General features: G+C 65.7%; 19 protein-coding genes and 1 pseudogene. 8 read left to right on the top strand and 12 right to left on the bottom strand.

Features of this window, described 5'->3' with window-relative positions; genetic code table 11:
- The 6 genes from AC2FNA_RS20890 to AC2FNA_RS20865 all read right to left on the bottom strand — a co-directional run.
- The coding region (locus AC2FNA_RS20890) for a glycosyltransferase family protein (protein ID WP_496829885.1) at positions 1-924 on the bottom strand (924 nt) is incomplete at its 3' end.
- Positions 921-1,790 (bottom strand): glucose-1-phosphate thymidylyltransferase RfbA, encoded by an 870-nt coding sequence (gene rfbA, locus AC2FNA_RS20885; protein ID WP_496829883.1) that lies wholly within the window; start codon positions 1,788-1,790, stop codon positions 921-923. The genes rfbA and AC2FNA_RS20890, both read right to left, overlap by 4 nt.
- The gene (gene rfbD, locus AC2FNA_RS20880; RefSeq protein WP_496829881.1) at positions 1,787-2,638 is read right to left on the bottom strand and encodes a dTDP-4-dehydrorhamnose reductase; all 852 of its coding nucleotides are present in this window, start codon (positions 2,636-2,638) and stop codon (positions 1,787-1,789) included. The genes rfbA and rfbD overlap by 4 nt, the downstream gene beginning before the upstream one ends.
- A 70-nt stretch (positions 2,639-2,708) precedes the next feature.
- Positions 2,709-3,761: a dTDP-glucose 4,6-dehydratase gene (gene rfbB / locus AC2FNA_RS20875; protein WP_496829879.1), complete on the bottom strand. Its 1,053-nt coding sequence runs from the start codon at positions 3,759-3,761 to the stop codon at positions 2,709-2,711.
- Positions 3,758-4,318: a dTDP-4-dehydrorhamnose 3,5-epimerase gene (gene rfbC / locus AC2FNA_RS20870; protein WP_496829877.1), complete on the bottom strand. Its 561-nt coding sequence runs from the start codon at positions 4,316-4,318 to the stop codon at positions 3,758-3,760. Before rfbC ends, rfbB begins: the two co-directional genes overlap by 4 nt.
- Before the next feature lie 58 nt (positions 4,319-4,376).
- Positions 4,377-5,396, bottom strand: coding sequence for a replication initiator protein A (locus AC2FNA_RS20865; protein WP_496829875.1), 1,020 nt, complete (start codon positions 5,394-5,396; stop codon positions 4,377-4,379).
- Between the two features lie 407 nt (positions 5,397-5,803).
- On the opposite strand from AC2FNA_RS20865, the gene AC2FNA_RS20860 reads away from it, so the two are divergent.
- Entirely contained in the window at positions 5,804-7,192 is a 1,389-nt protein-coding gene (locus AC2FNA_RS20860; protein ID WP_496829873.1) for an AAA family ATPase, read from the top strand.
- A gap of 34 nt (positions 7,193-7,226) precedes the next feature.
- On the top strand, positions 7,227-8,303 hold the full coding sequence (locus tag AC2FNA_RS20855) for a ParB/RepB/Spo0J family partition protein (protein WP_496829871.1): 1,077 nt from the start codon (positions 7,227-7,229) through the stop codon (positions 8,301-8,303).
- A gap of 118 nt (positions 8,304-8,421) precedes the next feature.
- On the opposite strand, the gene AC2FNA_RS20850 is transcribed toward AC2FNA_RS20855, so the two are convergent.
- A complete protein-coding gene (locus AC2FNA_RS20850) occupies positions 8,422-9,726 on the bottom strand; it encodes a UDP-glucose dehydrogenase family protein (protein WP_234222012.1) in 1,305 nt (434 codons plus the stop codon).
- 95 nt (positions 9,727-9,821) lie between these two features.
- Positions 9,822-10,822: pseudogene (locus AC2FNA_RS20845) on the bottom strand (NAD-dependent epimerase/dehydratase family protein).
- Between the two features lie 191 nt (positions 10,823-11,013).
- Here AC2FNA_RS20845 and AC2FNA_RS20840 point away from each other — a divergent pair.
- Entirely contained in the window at positions 11,014-12,543 is a 1,530-nt protein-coding gene (locus tag AC2FNA_RS20840) for a mannose-1-phosphate guanylyltransferase/mannose-6-phosphate isomerase (RefSeq protein ID WP_496829868.1), read from the top strand.
- Between the two features lie 44 nt (positions 12,544-12,587).
- Here the strand turns inward: AC2FNA_RS20840 and AC2FNA_RS20835 are convergent, their stop codons facing one another.
- Both AC2FNA_RS20835 and AC2FNA_RS20830 read right to left on the bottom strand, forming a co-directional pair.
- Positions 12,588-13,199, bottom strand: coding sequence for a sugar transferase (locus tag AC2FNA_RS20835; RefSeq protein ID WP_234145700.1), 612 nt, complete (start codon positions 13,197-13,199; stop codon positions 12,588-12,590).
- Positions 13,196-14,074 carry an NAD-dependent epimerase/dehydratase family protein gene (locus AC2FNA_RS20830; RefSeq protein WP_496829866.1) on the bottom strand — a complete coding sequence of 293 codons (879 nt, stop codon included), beginning with the start codon at positions 14,072-14,074 and terminating at the stop codon, positions 13,196-13,198. The genes AC2FNA_RS20835 and AC2FNA_RS20830 overlap by 4 nt, the downstream gene beginning before the upstream one ends.
- A 99-nt stretch (positions 14,075-14,173) precedes the next feature.
- Here AC2FNA_RS20830 and AC2FNA_RS20825 point away from each other — a divergent pair, with 99 nt between their 5' ends.
- Together AC2FNA_RS20825 and glmS are read left to right on the top strand one after the other, a co-directional pair.
- Positions 14,174-15,289, top strand: coding sequence for a polysaccharide biosynthesis/export family protein (locus AC2FNA_RS20825; RefSeq protein ID WP_496829864.1), 1,116 nt, complete (start codon positions 14,174-14,176; stop codon positions 15,287-15,289).
- A 409-nt stretch (positions 15,290-15,698) separates the two neighbouring features.
- Positions 15,699-17,519 carry a glutamine--fructose-6-phosphate transaminase (isomerizing) gene (glmS, locus tag AC2FNA_RS20820; RefSeq protein WP_496829862.1) on the top strand — a complete coding sequence of 607 codons (1,821 nt, stop codon included), beginning with the start codon at positions 15,699-15,701 and terminating at the stop codon, positions 17,517-17,519.
- Between the two features lie 48 nt (positions 17,520-17,567).
- Here the strand turns inward: glmS and AC2FNA_RS20815 are convergent, their stop codons facing one another.
- Positions 17,568-18,362: a hypothetical protein gene (locus AC2FNA_RS20815; RefSeq protein ID WP_496829860.1), complete on the bottom strand. Its 795-nt coding sequence runs from the start codon at positions 18,360-18,362 to the stop codon at positions 17,568-17,570.
- The gene (locus tag AC2FNA_RS20810; protein WP_496829858.1) at positions 18,359-19,576 is read right to left on the bottom strand and encodes a cytidylyltransferase domain-containing protein; all 1,218 of its coding nucleotides are present in this window, start codon (positions 19,574-19,576) and stop codon (positions 18,359-18,361) included. The genes AC2FNA_RS20815 and AC2FNA_RS20810 overlap by 4 nt, the downstream gene beginning before the upstream one ends.
- A 165-nt stretch (positions 19,577-19,741) precedes the next feature.
- Here AC2FNA_RS20810 and AC2FNA_RS20805 point away from each other — a divergent pair, with 165 nt between their 5' ends.
- The 3 genes from AC2FNA_RS20805 to AC2FNA_RS20795 all read left to right on the top strand — a co-directional run bounded on the left by AC2FNA_RS20805 (position 19,742) and on the right by AC2FNA_RS20795 (position 22,036).
- Positions 19,742-19,936 (top strand): hypothetical protein, encoded by a 195-nt coding sequence (locus AC2FNA_RS20805; protein ID WP_496829856.1) that lies wholly within the window; start codon positions 19,742-19,744, stop codon positions 19,934-19,936.
- A 4-nt stretch (positions 19,937-19,940) separates the two neighbouring features.
- Complete coding sequence (locus AC2FNA_RS20800; protein WP_496829854.1) at positions 19,941-21,047, top strand: DUF6716 putative glycosyltransferase; 1,107 nt, start codon at positions 19,941-19,943, stop codon at positions 21,045-21,047.
- 80 nt (positions 21,048-21,127) lie between these two features.
- Positions 21,128-22,036: an N-acetylneuraminate synthase family protein gene (locus AC2FNA_RS20795; RefSeq protein ID WP_496829852.1), complete on the top strand. Its 909-nt coding sequence runs from the start codon at positions 21,128-21,130 to the stop codon at positions 22,034-22,036.
- The last annotated feature ends 144 nt before the right edge of the window (positions 22,037-22,180 follow it).

The raw sequence follows: 22,180 nt of genomic DNA, 5'->3' as shown, positions 1-22,180 counted from the left end.
GTGACAGCGGCTGAGCTGTACGATCTGGCGGAACTTGTCATAGGGAACGCGGCCCAGGAAATGCACCCGCTCCCAATCCAGGTCCCCGCCCACCTCGGCCTCCATCTCGGCGCGCAAACCGCCCTCGTGAGGGCTCTTGCGCCCATAGGAGACCTCGTTGCCGCCCAGGATCAGCACCCGGGCCTGGGGTCGCGCGCACAGGATCCTTGGCAGCGCGCGCATGAAGATATGGAAGCCGCGCGCATGTTCCAGGTTGCGCGCCAGATAGGTAAAGACCTCGTCATTGCGGGTCAGCGGCCGGTCCAGCCGCCCCAGGCCCAGCTGCACCTGCGGATCGGGGTGCAGCAGGTCGGTGCGGATGCCGTCGTGACAGGTATAGAACTTGTCGTGGAAACTGGCGGGAAAGACATCCCGTTGCCAGCGGGTCGGCACATGCCCCAGATCGACATGCTGAATATTGGCATAGGGCACCGCGTTGCGCGCCTCGAGCAGGAAAGGCGAATGTTCCGAGGGCTTGTCATCGGGGTCGAACCCGACCAACCCGCCCTCGCTGATGTAGAAATATTCGAAGAAGCCCAGCAGCGGCACGTCGGGCCAGATCTGCTTGAAGAACAGCAGCTCGCCCCAGCCGGTATGGCCCAGCACGATATCGGGGCGGAACCCGGCCTCGCGTTCCAGGTCCCGGGCCGCCATGGCGGCGCCGAAGCCGGCACCGGCGGCCTCTTCCCAGGTCTTGGACAGGCCATAGGCGCCCTTGGCGGGCTTGTGATGCGGCTTGTAGACCACCGTCCGGACACCGGGGATACGCGGCGCCGGGCTGCGCTGGGTCAGGAACACCAGCTCGTGCCCGCCCTGGGCGGCCAGCCATTGCACCAGCTCCCGGTACTGGCCCGGCATGTTCTGATGGACAAAGAGGATCTTCACCGGATCAGCCTCTCCAGATAGGCGCCATAGGCGTTCTTGGCGAACAGCGCCGCCCGCGCCCGCACCTGATCGGCGTCGATCCAGCCCGCCTCATAGGCGATTTCCTCGGGGCAGCCGGTCTGCAGCCCCTGCCGCTCTTCCAGCGTGCGCACGAAATTGCCCGCATCCAGCAGGCTGGCATGGGTGCCGGTATCCAGCCAGGCATAGCCGCGGCCCATGGTCTCGACCCTGAGCGCGCCCTGTTCCAGATACATCTGCAACAGATCGGTGATCTCCAGCTCGCCCCGGGGCGAGGGGGTCACCGCGCGCGCCCTTTCGGGGGCGGTGCCATCGAGGAAATAGAGCCCGGTCACCGCATAGTTCGACGGCGGCTCCTTGGGTTTCTCGACGATGCGGCGGGCGATGCCCGCCTCGAAGGCGACCACGCCATAGCGTTCGGGATCGGCCACGTGATAGCCGAAGACGGTGCCGCCGGTCGCATGCGCATCCGCCGCCGCCAGCAGTTTCGGCAACCCGTGACCAAAGAAGACATTGTCGCCCAGCACCAGCGCGCTGGGGGCGCCGTCCAGGAAATCCTCGGCCAGGAGATAGGCCTGCGCCAGCCCGTCGGGGCTGGGCTGGACCACATAGCTGAGCGAAATTCCCCACTGGCTGCCATCGCCCAGGGTGCGGATGAACTGGTCCTGGTCCTGCGGCGTGGTGATGACGCAGATCTCTCGGATCCCCGCCAGCATCAGCACGCTGAGCGGATAATAGATCATCGGCTTGTCATAGAGCGGCAAGAGCTGTTTCGACACCGCCATGGTGATCGGATAAAGCCGGGTGCCGCTGCCGCCTGCCAGAATGATCCCCTTGCGTCCGCTCATGCCCGTTCTCCCAGATCTCTCAATATCCCGGCCAGCCCGGCCCGCCAGTCGGGACGTCTAATACCGAAAACCGCCTCCAGTGAGGCGCAATCGAGGCGGGAATTGAGCGGCCGGCGCGCGGGCGTGGGATAATCGGAGCTGGGAATATCGGTGACCTCGCAGGCGATCCCGGCCTGCGCGAATGTTTCGCGCGCGAAACTGGCCCAGCTCACATCCGGGGTGCCCGCGAAATGATAGGTGCCCGACTTGCCAGGATCGTCCACCAACTGGCCGGCGATCTCCAGGCAGGCTGCCGCGATGGCGCCGGCCGGTGTCGGCCCGCCCAGTTGATCGGCCACGATGGTGAGCCGGTCCCGCTCCCGCCCCAGCCGCAGCATGGTCTTCACGAAATTCGCCCCATGTGCCGACACCACCCAGGAGGTGCGCAGGATGGCATGAACCCCGCCCGCCGCGCGCACCGCCTGCTCGCCCGCAAGCTTGGAGCGGCCATAGGCGTTCACCGGCCCGGTCGCATCATCCGGATGCCAGGGTGCCTCACCGCTGCCGTCAAAGACATAATCGGTGGACACGTAGACCAGCGGCAGCCCACGCGCGGCACAGGCCCGCGCGATGGTGCCGGGCGTATGCGCATTGACGATGGTGGCCAGTTCCTCCTCGCTCTCGGCCCGGTCGACGGCGGTATAGGCCGCCGCGATGATCACGGCTTCTGCTCCGGTATCCTCTATCCGCGTCACCGGATCGAAAGGATCGGTGAAATCCGCCAGGTCGCGACCCAGGCAGATGGTGCCGGGCAACCGCGCCAGTTCGCGCCCCAATTGCCCGGTCTGCCCGAATACCAGAACGGTCATGCCCCCTCCCCTGTCTTCATTCCGCCCCAAATACTCCCGCCGGAGGCGAGATTTTTCGACGAAAAATCTCTCATGCCCGCACCCCCAGCCGCTGGCCGACACCGTCGCGGCTCTGCAGGGCGCGCCACCAGGCCTCGTTGCCCAGATACCAGGCGACGGTTTTCTCCAGCCCCTCCTCGACGGTGACGCTGGGCCGCCAGCCCAGCTCCTCGCGGATGCGGGTCGGGTCGATCGCATAGCGCGCATCATGTCCCGGACGGTCGGTGACAAAGGTGATCAGATCGGCATAAGCCTTGCCGTCAGCGCGCGGGCGCAGGTCATCCAGGATGGCGCAGAGCGTCCTGACCAGTTCCAGATTGGTCCGCTCGTTCTCGCCGCCGATATTATAGGTCCGCCCCACGGCCCCTCGTGTCACCACCAACAAGAGCGCCTCGGCGTGATCCTCGACATAAAGCCAGTCGCGGATATTGGACCCGTCGCCATAGATCGGCAGCGGCTTGCCCGCCAGCGCGTTCAGGATGATCACCGGAATGAGCTTCTCGGGGAAATGATAGGGGCCGTAATTGTTGGAACAATTGGTCAGCACCACCGGCAGGCCATAGGTCTCGTGCCAGGCCCGCACCAGGTGGTCGGAACTGGCCTTGGAGGCCGAATAGGGCGAGCGCGGATCGTAAGCTGTCTCTTCGGTGAACCTGACCGCCGGATCGGCGGGCAGGCTGCCATAGACCTCGTCGGTCGAGATATGGTGGAACCTGAACGCCGTGGGCCGTCCCTGCCCCACCCAGTATTTCCGCGCCGCCTCGAGCATGTTGAAGGTGCCGGTGATATTGGTCTCGATGAAATCACCCGGCCCGTCGATCGAACGGTCCACATGGCTTTCGGCAGCCAGGTGCATCACCGCGTCCGGCCCGTGTTCGGCAAACACCGCATCCAGCGCGGCGCGGTCACGGATATCAGCCTCTACAAAGGTGTAATCGGGGTGATCCGCAACGCTGGCCACATTGTCCAGACAGGCGGCATAGGTCAGCGCGTCGAGATTGACCACCGCATGGCCATCGGCGATGGCCCGGCGCACCACTGCCGAGCCGATGAACCCCGCGCCCCCGGTGACAAGCAGTTTCATGCCGCGCCCTCCCAGACAAAGGGGCTGTCGAACTCGGCCAGGGCGGGGGCCGTGGCATCCTTGGCGCTCAGCACCGGGTCGCCATCGATCCCCCAGTCGATGCCGCAGCTGTCCCAGCGCACCGCGCCGTCACATTCGGGGGCGTAGTAATCGGTGCATTTGTAACAGATCTCGGTATCGGGGGCACGGGTGACAAACCCGTGCAGAAAGCCTTTGGGCACCAGCAGCTGGCGGCCGTTCTCGGCGCTCAGCTCGACCCCGAACCAGTGCCCGTAGGTGGGGCTGCCCTTGCGGATATCGACCGCCACATCGAATAGCGCCCCCCGCCCGCAGCGCACCAGCTTGTCCTGGGCATGGGGCGGCGCCTGGAAATGCAGGCCCCGGACCGAGCCCACCCGGGTGGACAGCGAATGGTTGTCCTGCACGAAATCCATCTCGATCCCGTGTTCGGCCAGCCGCGCCCGGTTCCAGGTCTCGCTGAAAAATCCGCGTTCGTCGCCAAACCGGGCCGGGGTCAGTATCAGCACCCCGGACAAGGGAGTCTTTTCCACCTGCATGTACACGTCGCCTCTTTGGAACTGTTTTCCGATCCTTAGCAAAACCGGGCCGCGGCTGTCATCCTTCTGCCCGTTTCCGGACCCAACCCATAAAGGCGGCGTCGGGCTTGCGCAGGCGCGGTGCGCCGGTGCGGGCCCAGACCCCGCGCCAATCGGCCTCGAGCGCATAGACATCCGCCCCCGGCATCAGGCGGCGGGCCTCTTCCAGCGTCTCGGCGCGCAGCACCGGCGGGCGGGCCTCGCCCTCGACCAGCCCGCCGCGCGGGGCAAAGCGGATCAGGTCGCCGGGTTCCTCGGTCATCTCGTAATCGGGCAGGTGACCGGCCTCGATCATGTCGCGCAGCATCTTGCGAAACACCCGGCGGGGCGAGGCCGAGCCGGATTTCTTGAGCAGCGTGTCGACCGAGACGGTCCAGGCCGGCTGGCGCCCGCAATGTTTGCGCGCCAGCTCATAGATGCGCCGCTCGAGCGGTTTGCGCAGGCGAAAGTAATCGCGGCTGAGCGTCAGCACCGATTTCGACAGCACCGCACGATAGAGCCAGTCGCTGAGCGTCACCGCCACGCTGACCATGCGCCCGCCGCGGGTTTTCCGCACGATCTCCCAGCGCTCGATCAGGCCGAACCCGGTGGTGGTCTCGATCTCGCCGGTGACGATATTGGTGGTGATGCGGGTGCCCGCCAGCCGCTCGAAGGCCTCGCGCAGGCGGCGATAGGCGTCGCCTGAGGTCTCGCGATTGGTGGCGATCAGCAGGTCATGCGCCTTGAGCTGCACCGTGCGGCTGACCCGGCGGCCCGCGTTCAGCGCCGCCATCAACTGGCTGATGCAGAAGATCAGGATATCCTTGTCATGGATGGTGGCCAGGCCCCGCATGCTGGGGATGACGGTGATCTCGGTACCGTTGTGGTCGTATTGCAGGATGCGCCGGTCGGGCCGGGTTGCCAGCGAGAACAGCGGATGTTCCATGCTGGCGATATCGTCCTTGGGGATCGCATCGAAGATGTCGCAGACGAAAAAATCGCCCTGCTGGTGGCGATCGGGCAAAAGCCCTGCGCCCATTGCTGTCACTGCCCTGCTCATGGCCCTGCCTTTGGTGCCTGTTTTGCGGTCGGTATCCGACTCGTTTTCTTTCGTGGTTTTAGTGACACCAACCTAGAGTTATCCACAAGCCCGCACAACGGGGGTTCGGAGTCGCCTGATCGGGGGTTCGGAGTCAGTCTTTCGGGGGTTCAGAGTCGCCTGTCCTTGTGAATTTCTGGTTTACCAATTGATTATAAAGGGAAAAATGACAAATCCTCTGCCCGGTAACACATAGATAACACAGATCTAACATTACAAAAAAATCGCCAACCCGGTGGAAATGCGGTAAAACCGCCGCACCACCCCCTTATTTTGCTTAGAAAATCCGCATGACATGCGCCTTTTTCTTCCATGTGACACCTTTTTCGGTATCATAAGGAAAACGCAGCACATCGAGCAGATTTCCCATGTCCAAGGACGGCACCCCCCTGCCCCCCTATTTCAACATCGACCCGGACGCGGCGCTGGCCGAGCTGGACTTACCCACAGGCACCCATGGCTTTGCCGCCATTGCCGAGGCCTGCACTCGCGGGCGCGCCGATCTGGCCAGCCGGGGCATGAACGAGGAAGGGCGCAAGACGCTGCGCCTGTTTTCCACTTGGGAGATCACCCGTTATCTGATCCCCGTCGCCCAGGCCCATTTCCGCCGCGTGCTGAAACAGAACCCCGACCTGCCCCAAGGCCGTTCGGAAACCGAGGGCGGCGCCAAGTGGTTCACGCTGGACGAGGTGCTGCGCCTGCGCGCGCATTTCGGGGCGCAGGGATCGAAGGCCAAGAACTATCTGCCCTACCGCCCCGCCGGGCAGCCTGCGAAACTGGTCGCTGTGGCCAATTTCAAGGGCGGCGTGGGCAAGACCAGCACGGCGGCGCATCTGGCCATGTCGGCCGCGCTCGATGGCTACCGGGTGCTGGTGATCGACCTCGACAGCCAGGGCTCGATGACCTCGATCTTTGGCGGCCGGGTCGAGGATGAATGGCAGACCGCCTTCCCGCTGCTGGCGCGTCACTACGGCGAATATCTGCGGGTCGAGAACCAGCGTCGGCTGGATCGGGGCGATGCGCCCCAGCCGCTGGACGAGGCGCTGAGTGCGGCCATGAAGATGACCGCGGGGGATGTGATCCAGTCCACCCATTGGCCCAATATCGACCTGATCGGCGCGCAGCTGAACCTCTATTGGGCCGAGTTCCAGATCCCGGTCTGGCGCATGGCCGCGCGCGGCTGGAAGCTGTGGGACGCGCTGACCGACCGGCTGGCCGCCGACGGAGTACTGGACGACTATGACCTGGTCTTCATCGACACGCCGCCCGCGCTGGGATACCTCACCATCAACGGTCTGGCAGCGGCGGATATCCTGCTGGTACCGCTGGGCGCCTCGTTCCTGGAGTTCGATTCCACCGGGCGCTTCTTCGACATGCTGCATTCGACTTTCGCCAGTATCGAGGATGGCGAGAACATGGCCGCCCGCGCGCTGGGTCGGCCCGAGATGGCGTTCGAATGGGATGCGGTGCGCGCGGTGGTGACCCGGTTCGACGGAGCGCAGCAGGGCGAGCTTTCGGCTCTGATGCAGGCTTATCTGGGCAAGACGCTCTCACCCCACCGACAGGATTTCACCGCCCTGATCGGTCAGGCGGGCGAACGGGTGCATGGCATCTACGAGGCCGATTACCGCGATTTCAACCGCGAGACCTATGCCCGGGGGCGCGAGACCTTTGATGCCACCTATGCGGCGTTCAAGCGGCTGTTGCTGGGGGTCTGGCGACGTGACGAACTGGCCGCACAGGCGGCAGCGGAATAACAGGGCCTAACAAGGGCAAACCCGGAGAGTAGAGATGGCAAAACGCAAGCGACTGAGCCCGGCACAACCGGTTTTCCTGGACGGTCCCGTGCCGGGCCAGCGGGCGCCCGAGACCAAGTCGATGCCGCTGGGCGCCGGTCAGGCGCCGATCGCCCAGGTGGCGGGCGATGCCTCGGCGCGGGCGGCGCTGGACGAGATGAGCCAGGTCATGGCCACGGCGCGGGCCGAAGGTCGGATGATCGAGCTGCTGCCGCTTGACGTGATCGACGAACGCCATCTGGTGCGCGACCGGCTGGAGCAGAACGAAGAGGAAATGTCCGCGCTGACCGACAGTCTGCGCGCGCGCGGCCAGCAGATGCCGGTCGAGGTGGTCCCCCTGCCCGATCCCGCTGGCGGGCGCACCCATGGCCTGATCTCGGGCTGGCGGCGACTGACCGCGCTGCGCAGGCTCTACAAAGAGACTTCAGACCCTAAATTCGCCACAGTGCGCGCCATGGTGATCGCGCCTGAGACCGCGCAGGACGCCTATGTCGCGATGGTCGAGGAAAACGAGATCCGGGTGAACCTCAGCCATTACGAGCGTGCCCGCATCGCGGTGCGCGCGATGAAGGAAGGGGTCTACCCCAATCAGCGCGCCGCCTTGCAGGGGCTGTTTGGCAATACCACCCGCTCGCGCCGTTCCAAGATCGGCACCTTCATCCTGCTGGTCGAGGCATTCGACGCGGTGCTCTACTTCCCTTCGGCGATCTCCGAGAAGCTGGGTCTGGCGCTGGCGCGCGAGATGGTGCGCGATCCGGGCTTTGCCGACTTGCTCAAGGCGCTGCTCAAGGACAGTCCCCGCGACAGCGCCCCGGCCGAAATGCGGATCCTGGCCCAGGCCCTGGCCGAGCGGCAAGCCCCCCCGCCCCCGCCGGCCGATCCCGAGCCCCCTGCCCGGCCCCGGCTGCGCTCGACCGCGCAGAACCCGGCAGCCGGCGAGCGGATCGTCACCCGGGTGACGCAGGGCATCGAAATGCGATTCACCCCCGATCAGGGTCGTATCGAACTGGTGGGCGAGGGCGTCTCGGATCGTCTGGCCGAGATGCTGGAAGACTGGCTAAAATCCCTTTGACAGGGTCTTTTCTCTTGCTCCAGATATCCTGGGAGAGCCGCGTTTTGCACGGCGGGGGCAGAGCCCCCACCCTGCCCCGCGATGTTTCGCGCGCGAAACATTTCAGTAGCCAAGCGCTCTAGCGCCCGACCCCGATATAGCACTCGAACCCGGCCTTGCGCGCGGCCTTTTCCGAATAGATGTTGCGCAGGTCTACCATGCGCGGGGTCTCCATCTTGCGCGCCATCTGCTTGAGGTCGAGGGCGCGGAATTCGTTCCATTCGGTCAGCAGCACCACCAGATCCGCCTTGCGCGCGGCCTGATAGGGGTCGTCCATCCATTTGACGCCGGGCAGCAGGGCCTCGCCCTCGGCCTGGCCCTGCGGGTCGACCACCCGCACCCGGGCGCCGCCGCCGATCAGGGTCGGCACGATGGTGAGCGACGGCGCCTCGCGCATGTCGTCGGTATTGGGTTTGAAGGTCACCCCCAGCACCGCGATGGTCTTGCCGTTGAAACTGCCGTCCAGCGCGTCGCGGATCTTCTCGACCATGCGGCTCTTGACCTCGTCATTGACCCGGATCACCGTTTCGGTGATCCGCATCGGAAAGGCATGGTCCTGCCCGATCCGCGCCAGCGCCGCGGTATCCTTGGGAAAGCACGAGCCGCCATAACCGGGACCGGCATGCAGGAACTTGTTGCCGATCCGGCCGTCCAGCCCGATACCGCGTGCCACTTCCTTGACATCGGCGCCGACCCGTTCGCACAGGCCCGCCACCTCGTTGATGAAGGTGATCTTGGTCGCGAGGAAAGCGTTGGCGGCGTATTTGATCATCTCGGCGCTTTCCAGATCGGTGGTCAGGATCGGAAAGTCGCGCAGATAGAGCGGCCGATAAATCTCGGCCATCACCTCGGCGGCGCGGGCGTTCTGGACGCCCACCACCACCCGGTCGGGTTTCATGAAATCCTCGATGGCCGCGCCCTCGCGCAGGAATTCCGGGTTCGAGGCCACGTCGAATTCCGCCTGCGGATTGGTCTTGGCAATCGCCTGCTTGACCTGCCGGTTGGTGCCCACCGGCACGGTGGATTTGGTCACCACCACGGTATAGCCGGTCAGGGCCTGCGCGATCTCTTCGGCGGCGGCCATCACATAGGTCAGATCCGCATGGCCGTCGCCGCGCCGGGTGGGGGTGCCCACCGCGATGAACACCGCCTCGGCCCCATCCACGGCGGCGGCCAGATCGGTGGTGAAACTCAGCCGCCCGGCGGCCACGTTCTTGGCCATCAGCGCATCAAGCCCCGGCTCGTAGATCGGCACCTCGCCGGCATTCAGCCGGCCGATCTTGCTCGCGTCCTTGTCGACGCAGATCACGTCATGTCCGAAATCGGAAAAACAGATGCCGGAGACCAGGCCCACATAGCCGGTTCCGATCATGGCGATCCGCATAACCCCTACCTCTCTTGTCGCGCCGGGCTGCTCTTCCGGCCTGTTTACAATCGGCGGATCCGACGCCTGTTGCAACGCCCCTCTGCGGTGCCGGCTCAGATCCGGTAATAGTCGCGATACCAGTCGACGAAATGCTGCATGCCGGTGGCCAGCGGCGTGTCCATCCCGGCGCCGGTCAGGTCGCGCAAGAGCCGGGTCTCGGCCCGGTGGCGGGCACGTCGCCGGGCTGCATCGGCAGCATCCGCATCCGGGCCTGCTGGCCGCAGGCGGTTTCGATGGCGCGGATGAAGGCCATCACCTCGACAGGCTGGCTGGCGCCGATATTGACCACGCGAAACGGCGCCACCGGGCTGAGGCTGTCGTGATTGCCCACCGGCACCGTGTCGGGTGCGGCCTCGGCCAGGCCCAGGATGGCGCCGACCAGATCGTCGATATAGGTGAAGTCGCGCCGCATCCGACCGTTGTTATAGACGTCGATCGTTTCGCCGCTCAGGATGGCGCGGGTGAATTTGAAATAGGCCATGTCGGGCTGGCCCCAGGGGCCGTAGACGGTGAAGAAGCGGAACATCGTCACCGGCAGGCCATAGAGATGGGCATAGGAATGCGCCATCGCCTCGTTTGCCTTCTTGGTGGCGGCGTAAAAGGACATCTGGCTGTCGGCCTTGTCGGTCTCGGCATAGGGCATCGCGGTATTGGCGCCATAGACCGAACTGGTCGAGGCCAGCAGCATGTGCTCTGGCGGATGGGCGCGGGCGGCCTCGATCAGCTCGTAAGTGCCCAGCAGATTGGCCTCGACATAATCGCGCGGCGCCTCGATCAAATGGCGCACGCCGGCCTGGGCGGCCAGGTGGATGACGCGGGCGGGGCGGTGCGCGGCAAAGAGATCGGCCAGCAGGCCGGGGGTTTCCAGCTTGCCGATGACGGGGACAAACTCCGGCCGGGCCTCGAGCTGCGCCAGCCGCGCCCGTTTCAGCGCCGGGTCGTAATAGGGGTTGAGAGAGTCGAGCCCCACCACCCGCCAGCCCGCCGCCAGCAGGCGCAAGCTCAGGTGATAGCCGATGAAGCCGGCGGCGCCGGTGACGAGGGTGGTTCGCATATGTGATCTCTAGAGGGAAATCCGGATTGCGGTCAAACCCTTGCGGGGAAACAGGCGCCGTCGGTCGCGGCGGTTTGTGCGATCTGGGATGTTGTGATTTCGAGACGGGGCAAATATCACGGGAGAAAGAGCACACCGGCAAGATCACGTCGGAAATTCCACACCGGGAAATCACGGGGCAGGAGGGCCAGATGATGGACGCTATGAAGTTTGCGCGGACGATTACGCCTGTCATCCTGTGCGGCGGTTCGGGCATGCGGCTGTGGCCGCTGTCGCGCAAGAGCTATCCCAAGCAGTTCTCGCGCCTGATCGGGGACAGTTCGCTGTTCCAGGCCTCGGTCCGGCGGATGAGCGGCGAGGGCTTTGCCGCTCCGGTGGTGCTGACCAATTCCGATTTCCGCTTCATCGTGACCGAGCAGCTGCTCGAGGCCGGTATCGACCCGGCGGCGGTGCTGATCGAACCCGAGGGCCGCAACACCGCCCCGGCCATCCTGGCGGCGGCGCTGTGGCTGCAGGCGCAGGATCCCGAGGGGCTGATGCTGGTCGCCCCTTCGGATCACGTGGTGCCCGACCCCGAACTGTTCCGCCGGATGATCGCCTCGGGCGTCGCGGCGGCCGAGGAGGGCCAGCTGGTCACCTTCGGGGTCGAGCCAACGCGGGCCGAGACGGGCTATGGTTATCTGGAGCTGGAGGCGGCACCCGATGGGGCCGTTACCGGCCCGGTGTCCGATGGGGCCGTTACCGGCCCGGTGTCCGATGGGGCCGTTACCGGCCCGGTGTCCGATGGGGCCGTTACCGGCCCGGTGCCCTTGCGCCGCTTCATCGAGAAACCGGATGCCGAGGCTGCCGCCCGGATGATGGCGACGGGGCGGCATCTGTGGAATGCGGGCCTGTTCCTGTTTTCGCCGGGGGCGATCCTCGCCGCTTTCGAGACCCATGCGCCCGAGATGATCGCGCCGGTGCGGCAGGCGGTCGAGACGGGGCGCCCGGATTTGGGCTTCTTCCGTCTGGCGCCCGAACCCTGGGCCGGGCTGGCCGATATCTCGATCGACTACGCGGTGATGGAGAAGGCCGACAATCTGAGCGTTGTGCCCTTTGGGCAGGGCTGGTCCGATCTGGGGGGGTGGGATGCGGTCTGGCACGAGATGGACCGGGATGCGCGCGGGGTCGCCCTGTCGGGGCAGGCCACGGCGATCGATTGCGAGAATTCGCTGCTGCGGTCTGAGGACGATACCCTTCAGGTGGTCGGGATCGGGCTGAAGGATACCGTGGTTGTCGCCATGCCCGACGCGGTGCTGGTCGCCGCCGCCGGGCGGACGCAGGATGTGAAACTGGCGGTGGCGGCGCTGAAGCGCAAGCAGGTCAAACAGGCCGAGACCTTTCCCAAGGATCACCGCCCCTGGGGCTGGTTCGAAAGCCTGGTGATCGAGGACCGGTTCCAGGTCAAGCGCATCATGGTGCATCCCGGTGCCGCCCTGAGCCTGCAAAGCCACCATCACCGCGCCGAGCACTGGATCGTGGTGCAGGGCACCGCCAAGGTTACGGTGGGCGATACCGTCACCCTGGTGAGCGAGAACCAGTCGGTCTATGTGCCGCTGGGGGCGATCCACCGGATGGAAAATCCGGGCAAGGTGCCGATGGTGCTGATCGAGGTTCAGACCGGCAGCTATCTGGGCGAGGACGACATCATCCGGTACGAGGATGTCTATGCCCGGCAGTGACGCGGCCTGCCTGTCCGGCCCTTGACAGGGTCTGATATCGCCGGTCAGCGGCGGTGGAACAGGAAACCGATCGTCTGGAACACCAGGTCGAAATCGTAGCAGACATTGCGCCGCCGCTGATAGATCAGGTCGAGACGGGCCTTGCGCGGCACACAGCTGCGGGCATAGACCAGATCGGTCTCCTCGCGGGTCTTGCAGCGCGCCAGCAGCATGGTTTCGTGCTTGTGATAGACCAGCGTGGCCAGGCCGGTGACGCCGGGGCGCGATTTCAGGACCTCGGAATAGATCTCGGGAAACTGCTCGACATACTGGCGCAGGGGCGGGCGCGGACCGACAAAGCTCAGGTCGCCGCGCAGGATGTTCCACAGCTGGGGCAGCTCGTCCAGGCGCTTGGAACGCAGCCAGGCCCCGGTGGGGGTGATGCGGTTGACCTTGTCGCCGCCCGAGACGCCCGAATCCTCGTCGACCTCGGTCATGGTGCGCAGTTTCCACAGCGCAAAGGGCTCTCCCATCCCCTTCATCCGCTCGGCCACGTAAAAGACCGGCCGCCCCTGGCGGATCAGCAGCCAGACCAGCAGCGCGATGATGAAGGGCCAGAGCAGAAGCACCAGCAGGGAGGCGAAGAACAGATCGAAAAGACGTTTGCCAAAAGTCATCTTGAGTCCTGAATATTCCCGATATCCGGCTCTAAACTGCGCCATTGCGCAACAAGACAGGCCGGAGAGGCCTCTTCGGCCGCCACCGGAGACAGCCGGTTCAGCGAGGTGGTGTCAAGCTGAACCTGGGCGATCGTGCCCGGCTGCGGCAGGCGCGGGGTCCAGTGCAGCCCGGCGGCGTCCAGCAGGTTGCCCATTTCCACCATGCCGGGGGCCGCGATATTCAGCACCGGGGGCAGGTCGGGGACCAACATCAGATCGAACAGGACCCGGGCCAGGCTGCGCGGGCCGATATAGCTGCGTCTCGGGGTGTGCCCGTCGGGGAACCGGTCCAGCGCGATCTTTGGCGTCCACTTGCCCAGAACAGCGTCTATTCCGGCGATATTGCCGATCCGCAGACAGCAGCAGGACACCCCGCTTGCCCGGGCCAGCTCGGTGGCGCGTCGTTCCATCTCGAGCTTGGCGCGGCCATAGGCATTGGTGGGCCGGGTCGAGGCCCGTTCGGACAGCAGACCGGCCTGATTGCCGTAAACCGCCGCCGAAGAGGCCAGCAGAACCCGGGCGCCGGTCTGCGCGCCGGCCCGGACCGCCGCCAGGGCAAGGTCGATATTGTCGTCCAGCGTCGTGCCCGGGCTTTCGCGGCCGGGGATCACGCCGGACAGGCACAGAATGGCCTTGCGGCCGCGGGCGGCGGCGATCAGCCTGTCGGGTTCCGTCAGCGGATCGAAGCTGACCCAGTTGTGCCGCTCTGCGGTCACGGGCTTGCGCGTATGCCACAGGATATGGTTCTGGGATATTTCCGGTTTCCAGACGCTACGCAGGATTCTGCCGATCCGTCCGGTCGCTCCGAGAACCAAGATATCGGGAAATTGCATGGGTGTTCTTGTAAGCGTTGACGGATCCTTCGATGCCGGTATTGTGCGCACACTCCAATGGCAAAAACCATTAACTTTACACATAGGCCGATCTGACAGATGAAGCATGTTGCAAAAACCGCCATCCTTCTGGGGGTGCTGCTGACTCTCTTCGGGTGCGGCCGCCTGCCGGCCGGCGCCCCGGCCAGCAGCGAGATCATCAACCAGGTCCAGGAAGAAAGCGGCGAATTCGCACTGTATCTGGTCAATCGCGCCTTTTTGCCCACCGTGTCGCAATGGCCGGCGACGGGGCGGCAGGAGCACCTGTCCTGGCTGAGCCGGAGCCAGGGCGCCAAGACCCAGATCATCCAGCCCGGCGACACGCTGACCCTGCAGATCTGGGACAGCAGCGAAAACTCCCTGCTGACCACCGAGACGCAGCGCGCGGTGCCGCTGGAACAGGTGCGGGTGGCCTCGAACGGCACCGTCTTCGTGCCCTATGTCGGCGATATCAGCGTGATCGGCATGACCCCGGACCTGGCCCGCGAGCGGTTGCAGAGCGATCTGGAGGCGATCGTGCCCTCGGCCCAGGTACAGCTGAGCATGAAGGAAGGCCGCGGCAACTCGGTCGAGCTGGTCGGCGGTGTCGCCCGGCCGGGATCCTATCCGATGCCCGACCGCAACTATACGGTCCGCAGCCTGCTGTCGGATGGCGGCGGGGTGTCGGCGGAACTGGTGAACCCGCAGATTCGCCTGGTGCGCGGCAATGCGATCTATGGCACCTCGGTCGAGCGGCTGCTGGACACGCCGTCCTATGACACGCTGCTGCGCGGCGGCGATCAGGTCTTTGTCGAGGAGGACCAGCGTTATTTCCTGTCCTTCGGCGCCACCGGCAAGGAGGATCTGCACCCCTTTACCCGCGATGACCTGTCGGCGATGGACGCGGTGTCGATCATCGGCGGTGTCAATGACAGCCGGGCCGACCCCAAGGGCCTGCTGATCCTGCGGGAATATCCCGCCTCGGCGGTCAGCCCGGGCACCCGCGGGCCGCGCAACACGCGGGTGGTGTTCTCGATCGACCTGACCACGTTCGACGGGCTGTTCTCGGCGCGCAACTTCCAGATCAACCCCAACGACCTGGTGCTGGCGACCGAGGCGCCGATCAACGATGTGCTCACCATCTCGAACGTGATCGGCAACTTCTTCGGGGTCTTCAGCCGCGCGGGCGTGCTGTAACGGTCTGCTCAGATGTCCGGGCCCGGCGGAAAACCGCCGGGTCTTTCACACTGCGGGGGCGGGCGCGGGGCCGCGTTGTAACATAGTTTCAGCCCCGGGGATCCGCGCTTGGCAAACTGCGGCTTTATGGATAAGACCGAAATCGGTTAACTGATTGACAGATATTTGTAATGAGACGCGCTTTGATCGTTCCAGCGACCGGTAGAGGGACGCGTATGCGTTCGGATATGCCGAAGGTTCCAGACATGATCGCAGGCGCCCTGCATGTGGTGCGCAGGCCCTTTCCCACGCTGTGTGCACGCGGTGGGGGAAACGGCTTTTCAGGCTCTGATACGGCTGGAAAGGCACGGGCAGTCGCGTGGCCATGCGCCAGAGTGAAAAACGGATAAGCAACCGGAGAGAACGGACGATGTGTGGAATTGTCGGCGTATTGGGGCATCACCAGGCCGCCCCGATCCTGGTCGAGGGGCTCAAGCGTCTCGAATACCGCGGCTATGACAGCGCGGGGATCGCGACCGTCGATGGCGGGCGGCTGGACCGGCGCCGGGCTCTGGGCAAGCTGATCAATCTCAGCGACCTGCTGGTGCACGAGCCGCTGGCCGGCACCTCGGGGATCGGCCATACCCGCTGGGCCACCCATGGCGCGGCGACCACCCAGAACGCGCATCCGCATGCCCGGGGCAAGGTGGCGGTGGTCCATAACGGGATCATCGAGAATTTCCGCGACCTGCGCGAATTCCTGGCCGACCAGCAGATCACCCCCGAGACCGAGACCGATACCGAGACCGTCGCCATGCTGTGCGACTGGTATCTGGCACAGGGCGAGACCCCGGTCGAGGCCGCCAAGAAGACGGTGGCACGCCTGGAAGGCGCCTATGCGCTGTGCTTCCTGTTCGATGGCGAGGAAGACCTGATCGTGGCCGCGCGCAAGGGCAGCCCGCTGGCCGTGGGCTGGGGCGAGGGCGAGATGTTCGTCGGCTCGGATGCGCTGGCGCTGGCGCCGATGACCGACCAGATCACCTATCTCGAAGAAGGCGACATGGCGATCGTGACCCGCGCGGGGGCCGACTTCCTGGATGCCGACCAGCAGCCGGTCGCGCGCCAGCGCAAGACCGTGCATGTGGATGCGACCGCCGCCGACAAGGGCGGATATCGCCATTTCATGGCCAAGGAGATCGCCGAACAGCCCACCGTGCTGGCCGAGGCGGTGAAATACTATCTCAGCAAGCGCGAGGGGCAGCACCTGCTGGAGACCCGGCTGGATTTCGCCGGGATCGACCGGGTGGTGATGGTGGCCTGCGGCACCGCCTCGCTGGCCTGTTTCACCGCCAAATACTGGTTCGAGCAGATCGCCAAGCTGCCGGTCGAGGTCGATATCGCCTCGGAGTTCCGCTATCGCGAGCCGCCGATTTCCGACCGCACGCTGGCGCTGTTCGTCAGCCAGTCGGGCGAGACCGCCGATACGCTGGCGGCGCTGCGCTATTGCGCGGGCAAGGCGGGCAGCATCGTGTCGATCGTCAATGTCGCCGAAAGCTCGATCGCGCGCGAAAGCGATGTGGCGCTGCCGATCCTGGCCGGGCCCGAGATCGGGGTGGCCTCGACCAAGGCGTTCACCTGCCAGCTGGTGGTGCTGGCGGCGCTGGCCTTGCAGGCGGCGCGGCAGCGCGGCGTGCTGGACCAGGCGGCGCTGGCGGTGCATGTGGACCATCTGATGCGGGTGCCCGGGCAGGTGGCCGATGCGATGACCTGCGAACCCCAGGTGCATGCGATCAGCTCGCAGCTGGCCCGGTTCAAGGATGCGATCTTTCTGGGCCGCGGCGCGATGTATCCGCTGGCGCTGGAAGGGGCGCTCAAGCTCAAGGAGATCAGCTATATCCATGCCGAGGGCTATGCCAGCGGTGAGCTGAAGCACGGACCCATCGCGCTGATCGACGACGAAATGCCGGTGGTGGTGCTGGCCCCGGACGATGACATGTTCGACAAAACAGTCTCTAACATGCAGGAAGTGATGGCCCGGGGTGGGCGGATCGTGATGGTCAGCGACCCGGCCGGGATCAACAAGGCCGGCGGTGGCATCTGGCAGACCGTGGCGATGCCGCGGGTGGACGGGCCCTTTGCCCCCATCGTCTATGCGGTGGCGGTGCAGCTTCTGGCCTATCACACGGCGGTGGAAAAGGGCACCGATGTGGACCAGCCCCGCAACCTGGCCAAATCGGTGACCGTGGAATAGCGAAACCCCCTTCATAGGGCCTGTATAGAGCCTGTTTCCGGCCGGATCTCAGCTCTGGCCGCGCAGGCCGCGCAGCATGGCGCTGGCCCGGCGCATCAGCTTCAGCCAGGCGATCGGATAGAGCCCCGCCCGCGACGCCCAGTCGGTGGGCGGCGTGCGCGGGGTGGGGATCACCGGCTGCCCCGTGCGCACGGGGGCCTGCGGCATCAGGCTGTCCAGCGGCGTTCCCGCGCCGCTGCGCAGGAATTCGGCATCGCCCCGGCGGATCAGCGCGGAGAGGATATCCAGATCCAGCTGCGGCGCATGCAGGTGCTGATCAATGCCCCGGCGGTTGAGATCCTGACCCATCAGGTCGCGCTGGTGGCGACCGGGTTCGAACGGATAGCGCTGGCCGCCATTGTAGAAGTCGATCCCGGTCAGGATGATGCGCCGCGCCCCCATGCCATGCGCCATCAGGGCGGCATAGGTGCCGGTGGTCGGCTTGCGGTCGTGCCGGGCCATCAGGGCGGCGACCTCGGCCTCGATCGCGGCGTCACGATAGCGCATCACCCGGTAGCAGGCGCCGAACCGGCGCTGCCCGGCGCGGATGACGGCGGGGTTGTGGCTGCTCCAGGCGGTCAGGTTGTAATCCGCGCGGCATCGCCAGAGGGTTTCGAACATGAAGGGCGCCACCCGCGGATCGCCGCCCATGAAGGCGAGATCCACCCGGCGGCCCAGATAGTGCATCGGCTCGAAGAAGAAATTGTTGGTGCGGACAATCCGGTCGGTGACCAGCACCTGGCCGGGGATCAGCCGGGTCAGGGACAGGCCGCCGCCGGCCACGACAAAGGTGTCGGATGTCATTTCCGGTCGTCCGGCTGTCCCGCGCGCGGTGCCGCCCGCAGCGTGTCGGCCATGGCCCGGAGCGCGCCATGCCCGCCCGGATGCGGCAGGATCCAGTCGGCCAGTCCCAGGATCTCGGGATGGGCATCCGAGGGGCAGGCCGACAGGCCGGCCTGCTCCATCGCCGCGCGGTCGTTGATGTCGTTGCCCACATAGAGAAGCTGGCCCCAGTCCAGCCCGTGCCGGGACAGCCAGCCGGACAGGGCGGCCACCTTGTCGTCGGTGGCGTTCTGGACCTCGATCTGCAGTTTCTCGGCCCGGCGCAGCACCACCGGGTTGCGCTCTTTCGACAGGATCATCAGCCGCCAATGCCCGGCCTCGCGCAGCAGCGAGAGGCCCATGCCATCGCCGCGCGAGGTGCGCACGCTTTCGACCCCGTTCTGGTCGGTGATCACCAGATTGTCGGTATGCACCCCGTCGAAATCCATCACCACCGCGCGGATACGGCCGAGACGATCCGCCGCCGGGCTGTCCAGCCCGTGGCTGCGCGCCAGCTGGCTGCACAGGTCGAGATCGCGCAGGCTGTCGATCTCGACCGCCGGGTGATCCACCGGGCAGAGCGCCACCCGGCCGCAGAACCGGTTGCCCACCCGTTCAAAGGCGTCGGCCCGCACGCAATAGATCGCGCCGCTTTCGCGAAAGGCGGGCGGCAGGTCCTGGCGGCGCATCCTGGGGCCGGTCTCGTCATGATTGATGCCGGTGCCGAACCCCTGGGCATCGGGGCGCCAGAGGAACGAGTGATCCTCGATCACCGAGATCGCGCAATCGGCGCCCTGGCCCCGCATCGCGGCCAGGCAGGCCTCGATATCCTCGCCGGTGGTGAAGGGCGAGGTGCATTGCAGGAACACCAGCCGCTCCAGCGCCGGCAGATCGGCGCGCACCGGGCCGAGCGCGTGCAGCCAGCCGGATTCGGAACTGGCGGTGTCGCCGGCCAGATCGGCGGGCCGGTGGATGATCCGGGCGCCATGCAGGCGGGCCTCGGCGGCGATGGCGGCATCGTCGGTCGAGACATAGACCGCCTCGACCGAGGGCGCGGCACGGCCCGCGCGCACGGCGCGTCCGATCAGCGAGACGCCGCCGACGGGGCGCAGGTTCTTGCCGGGGATGCCCTTGGACCCGCCACGGGCCAGGATGATGCAGGCGGTGGCCTCGGGGGCGGGGGCTGTGCCGGTCATGTCGATACTCTGTCGTCTTGCGCATTTGGCGCCGCGGGGTCGGGTCGCGCCCAAGCGCCGCGGGCAGGCGGGCGCGGGGTCCGGGCGCCGCAGTCCGGTTACCTTTACAAACCGGGGGGCGCTGTGTAAATCCTTCGTGGATCTTGGATTTACCGGTTTTGCAGGATGCTTTTGCAGCTCAAGAACTCGTCTCTGGGTCGGGCGTTGTGGCGGCTGCGTCGGGCGGTCTGGCGGCTGGGCAAACGGGCGGCGCCGATCTATGAACGGATCCCGTCACCGGCGCATCTGAAGGCGGCCAACCGTGCCCATAACCGGGAACAGCAGCGCATCCTTGAAGATTTCGAACGCGGAGACAGCTGAGTTCATGACCCGGCCCCGACGCCTGCTGATCCTGTTCGGCGATGATTCTACCCTGTTCTTTGCCACCCGGATGCGGGCCCAGTTGCGCGCGGCCGACCCGGCGGCCGAGGTGACGCTGGGCGCCTTTGCCGACGAGCTGGCCCTGTCGCCCCGGCAGCTGGCGCTGCATGTGCCCGAGGGGGATTACACGGTGCTGGATCTTGCCGGGCTGACGGCGGCGGCGCGGGCGCCGGATCTGGATGCCATCATCGTCTGCAAGGTGCCCCGGGTGCTGACCGATCTGCTGATGGATCCCGCCTATCGCCAGAGCAGCGCCCGGCCCCGGATCATCGCCTTTCTGCCCGGGCTCGATTTCTTTCCCGACCGGGGCATGCGCAACCGGCTCTATTGCGACAGTGTCTATCTGTTCCCCCGCGATTACCTGCCACGGTTCCGGGCGTTGCAGGCCGCGGAACTGCCGCCGCAGGATCCGGGCGGGCCGGGAAAGGCCCGGCGGGTGGGGTTCGGGCACCCGGCCTGTCTGCGCCCCGAGCGGGCCACGCCACCCGCGCTGCCCGACGGGGATATCTATTTCTTTGCCCAGGCGCTGTCGCCCTCGACCCGGCGGGGACGGCTGCACATGCTGCGGGTGATGGCGGCTCTCGCCCGGTCCAACCCGGAGCGGACCGTGTGGATCAAGCTGCGCCACCTGCCCGAAGAGAACACCACCCATGTGCACAGGGAGCGGTTCAGCTATCCGGACCTGATGAAGGCGCTCGCGGTGCCGGACAATCTGCGCCTGACCGCCTGCGACATGGACAGCGCGCTGGCCCAGGCCGCGATCGGGATCGTCTGCACCTCGACGGCGGCGATGGACCTGGTGCGGGCAGGGGTGCCGACGATGGTGCATCTGGACTATGTCGATGCCTATGTCGATCCCCTGGTGCCGCCGATGCGCGCCCTGTTCGAGGCCAGCAACCTGGTCGTCCCGCTGCGCGATCTGCTGCACCTGCGCTATCGGGCGCCCGATCCCGGCTGGGTCGACGACATGTTCTGTCCCCCCGATCTGGGCGCCCGGGTCCTGCACGAGATCGACGCGGATGCGGCGCCCCGGCCCGAGGGGAGTGTTTGACACATATGGAAGGTCCGGGGTAACTCTCGGCTCAAGTCCGGACAGAAAATCCCGGCCCCCAATTCTTTTAGGATTTCAATATGACGCAAGAGACCCGACCCGTTCAGATCATCGCCGAGATCGGGTGCAATCACAAAGGGGACATGGACATTGCCAAGGAGCTGATCCGTGTCGCGGCCACGGTGTGCAATGCCGATGTCGCCAAGTTCCAGAAACGCCATAACCGAGAGCTGCTGTCGCCCGAGGCTTATGACACCCCGCATCCGGTGCCGGCCAATGCCTATGGCGACACCTATGGGGCGCATCGCGAGTTCCTGGAATTCGACACCGATCAGCACCAGGAGCTGATCGAGACCTGCAAGGCCCATGGCATCGCCTATTCCACCAGCGTCTGGGATCTGACCTCGGCGCGCGAGATGGCGGCGCTGAACCCGACCATGCTCAAGATTCCCTCGGCCACCAACCTGCATTACGAGATGCAGAACTTTCTGTGCGAGAATTTCGCCGGGGAGATCCATGTCTCGACCGGCATGTCCACGGGCAAGGAAATCGCCGATCTGGTGCAGTTCTATGCCGAGCGGGGCCGGGCCGGGGATCTGGTGATCTACAGCTGCACCTCGGGCTATCCGGTGGCCTTCGAGGATATCTGCCTGTTCGAAATCTGCAATCTGATGGAAAAGTTCGGCTCCACGGTCAAGGGCATCGGCTTTTCCGGGCATCATCTGGGCATTGCCGCGGATGTGGCCGCGCTGGCGCTTGGCCGCCGGATGGAGGCCGAGGGCAAGGGCCGGTTCACCCATATCGAACGCCACTTTACCCTGGACCGCACCTGGAAGGGCACCGACCACGCCGCCAGCCTGGAACCCGACGGGCTGCGCCGGTTGTGCCGGGATGTGCGCAATGTCGATCAGGCGCTGGCCTACAAGCGTGCAGAGATCCTGCCGGTGGAGCAGGTGCAGCGCGACAAGCTCAAATGGACGGCATCCTGACCCGGTCTGAACCGGGCCGGTCGGCAGGGTCGCAGGCCGCATTTATTTATTTGCAACCTTGCCGAAATCGGCCTACCGAAGGGCCGATGTCAGACGTTTCATTTTAAGATCATTATGTAAGATATGTCAGAACAGCCAAGCCGC

The sequence above is a fragment of the Ruegeria sp. YKSD163 genome, assembly GCF_059612905.1.
The sequence above is the reverse complement of the archived record's forward strand: the minus strand, read 5'-3'. Positions and strand labels throughout refer to the sequence as shown.